Annotated in this window: 2 protein-coding genes and 2 pseudogenes; 2 read left to right on the forward strand and 2 right to left on the reverse strand. The window is 30.6% G+C overall.

The features are described from left to right. Positions 1 to 828: pseudogene (locus ACIQ11_RS09950) on the reverse strand (tail-specific protease); the annotation flags it as partial. A gap of 134 nt (positions 829 to 962) precedes the next feature. Between ACIQ11_RS09950 and surE the strand changes: the two are divergent. Beyond that, on the forward strand, positions 963 to 1,718 hold the full coding sequence (surE, locus tag ACIQ11_RS09955) for a 5'/3'-nucleotidase SurE (protein ID WP_396154501.1): 756 nt from the start codon (positions 963 to 965) through the stop codon (positions 1,716 to 1,718). Between the two features lie 44 nt (positions 1,719 to 1,762). On the opposite strand, the gene ACIQ11_RS09960 is transcribed toward surE, so the two are convergent. Continuing rightward, positions 1,763 to 2,797, reverse strand: a complete 1,035-nt coding sequence (locus ACIQ11_RS09960) for a LacI family DNA-binding transcriptional regulator (RefSeq protein ID WP_396154503.1) — start codon at positions 2,795 to 2,797, stop codon at positions 1,763 to 1,765. A gap of 211 nt (positions 2,798 to 3,008) precedes the next feature. Here ACIQ11_RS09960 and ACIQ11_RS09965 point away from each other — a divergent pair. Continuing rightward, positions 3,009 to 3,116 (forward strand): annotated as a pseudogene (locus ACIQ11_RS09965) (50S ribosomal protein L13); the annotation flags it as partial.

The following is a 3,116-nucleotide window of genomic DNA, read 5'->3' on the forward strand; positions in this document are numbered from 1 at the left end:
GGTTCCACTCATACTTACATCAAATTTTTCTTTATCTTCAGGAGAAAAATAATACGTATGTGGGTCGTATTGCGTTACAATTGCATTGATATAAACCGTAAACCAGTCTTCACGTGTTAACTCGGCAATGAAACTAAAATTATTATTCAAATTACTTTCCGTAGTTTTTCTTGCGGTTATTTCTAATTCTTCAAATGATTTTGGTTCGGTTTTTTCAGCTGGTTTTTCTTCTTTAGCAGCACTCGATTCATCTATAATCCCAGACTTTAAAGCGTTTTGAATGTCTTCTTTATCTGTAATATCACTCAAAACAGCAAGTTCTAATTGCTTTCTCCAACGCTGATCTAAATCTTTCATAGTCGCAGCATACGGCAGTTTTTCATAATCTACATTTATGGTTTCATTGTCGTTTAAATCCAAAGGTTTTGAAAGAATACTTGTATAAATTACTTTCGATTCTTTCATTCTTTGCATTAATCGTTTATATGTTAAATCAAAAAATGATAAATCTTTGCTACGAATCATATCATCAATAGCCAATTCATATTTTTGAAATTCAGAAATATCTGATTGAATAAAAAAACGTTTCGTAGGGTCTAATGATTCAATATAAGAAGCATACGCCTTTTTTGAAAATTCATCATTTAATTCAATAGGTGAAAAATGGCCTTTTTCTAACACAAAAGACAACAGTTCAATTAACATTTTATCTTTATCGTCGCCAGTTACTTTTTTAGAAGGAATAAAGCTCCACAATCCAGCAACTACTATCCCAACAACCAATAAAACTTTATAATTTCTTTTCATAAATTCTATACTTTTTTTCATTTTTAACTTCTAAAATCGTGCCAAATAATTACTGTATTACTTGTTACAAAAACAAGATAACAAATTTAATATTTTAATCTGCAAATAAATCATAATTTATAATAAATTAGCAAATAATTTAACACAATTTTAAAATGAAAAAAATTCTGGTTACGAATGACGATGGAATTGCTGCTCCAGGTATAAAAGCATTAACAGAAGTCATGCATGAATTAGGTGAAATTTATATCATTGCTCCAGATAGTGCTCAAAGTGGAATGGGTCACGCCATAACCATAAATAGCACATTAGAATTGAAACATATTCCTAATTTTTTAGGAACAAATAACGCTTATAGCTGTTCTGGAACACCTGTAGATTGTGTAAAAATGGGCGTACATGAAGTGATGAAAAGCAAACCTGATTTGTGCGTTTCTGGTGTCAATCATGGATCCAATTCTTCTATAAATGTAATTTATTCTGGTACGATGAGTGCTGCTGTAGAAGGCGGTATTGAAGGCATTCCGTCTATCGGATTTTCTTTGTGTGATTACAGTTGGGATGCAAATTTTGAATACATCAAACCTTTTATTAAAAAAATTGTTTTAGAGGTTTTAGAAAACGGCTTGCCTGAAGGTGTGGTATTAAATGTAAACTTTCCAAAAACAGACCAAATTAAAGGAATAAAAATTTGTCGTCAAGCGAAAGCGGCTTGGGAAGAAGAATTTGACAAGCGTACCAACCCAATGGGTAAAGAATATTACTGGTTAACCGGGAAATTTGTAAACCACGACAATGGTGAAGATACGGACGAATGGGCATTAGCTAATGATTATATTTCGATAGTTCCCGTTCATTTTGATTTGACTGCATACCACGCAATTCAACAATTAAATAGTTGGGATTTATAGTTTCTAAACCAGTTTTCTAAAAAAAATTCTACGATTCTATAGGATTAAGAAAGTTTTCTAACCGATTCTCTTTTTCTTAATTCCGTTTTAATAACCACGGTTTCGAATATTTTTTCAGATTCAGAATCTGGAATTTCTTCAATTCGTTTGATAATTAATTCGGCTGTTTTTTGACCAATTTCTGGTGCGTGTTGACTAACTGTAGATAAGCTTGGCGTCATTCTTCTTGACCATAATCCATCTGCAAAACCAATAATTGAAATATCATTAGGGACGTGAAAACCATTTTTTAAACAAAATTTCATCGCAGCAACAGAAGCATATTCATCAACTGCAAAAATAGCATCTGGTTTTTTATCTAAAATAAGTGTGCCCATTTTTTCATCAAAACCTTCATCTGAATCGGTCAACAAAGCTAAAGTTGTATCAAATTTCTTGTTATTTTTTTGCAGCGCTTCTTTGTATCCGTTTTCTCTTAATTTTCCTACGCTCAAATTATTAATTGTAGATAATAATGCAATTTTTTTACAATTGGTATCAATTAAATATTGCGTTGCATCTACAGCAGAGTCAAAATCATCAACAATAACTTTATCGCATTTTAGTTCTGGTGCAATTCTATCAAAAAGAACTACTGGAGTACCATCACGCAATACATTATATATATGTGTAAAATTATTTTCTTTTTGTGTTTCTTCAGCCAAAGCTAAAATAAAACCATCAATGGCTCCGTTGTCTAACATTTCAAGCATTTGTTTCTCTTTTTCAAGAGATTCATTAGAAGTACAAGTAATTAAATTATATCCTTTCTCGTTAGCATATAATTCAATTCCAGAAAATACTTTTGCAAAAAAAGGATTTAAAATATTTGGTAAAATCACACCTATAGTATAAGAACGCTGATTTTTTAGATTTTTAGCAATACTGTTTGGCTTATAATTTTTCAGCAGTGCAAATTCTTTAATTTTTATTTTAGTTAGCTCGCTAATTTCTGGGCTGTTACTTAATGCTTTAGAAACTGTAGATGTAGAAACACCTAATTCTTTGGCTAACTCTTTTAATGTGGCTTTAGATTTCATTTTATATCCTATTTCAAAATCAAAAATATAAAAAATCAGCGAAAAGAACCTTATAAATTTAATATATTTTATGTGCCCTTTTAAAGAGTTCAAAATCAATAGAAAAGAATTTTAGTTTAGAGTTTGTAATTTTAATAAATAATTGTACTTTTGCACCCCTAATCCCTAAGTTTGGGAATAGGAATGGAATGTTTAATTAAAAATTAGTATTGTGAACACATTAAGCTACAAGACAATTTCGGCAAACAAAGCTACTGCAGACAAACAGTGGATTGTTGTAGATGCTGAAGGTCATAACTTAGGTCGTTTTGCTTCTAAA

It is taken from the genome of Flavobacterium sp., assembly GCF_044361065.1.
GTDB lineage: Bacteria > Bacteroidota > Bacteroidia > Flavobacteriales > Flavobacteriaceae > Flavobacterium.

Coding starts and splice junctions, on each gene's coding strand:
- surE (WP_396154501.1), top strand. CDS start 963: ATGAAAAAAATTCTGGTTACGAATGACGATGGAATTGCTGCTCCAGGT.
- ACIQ11_RS09960 (WP_396154503.1), bottom strand. CDS start 2,797: ATGAAATCTAAAGCCACATTAAAAGAGTTAGCCAAAGAATTAGGTGTT.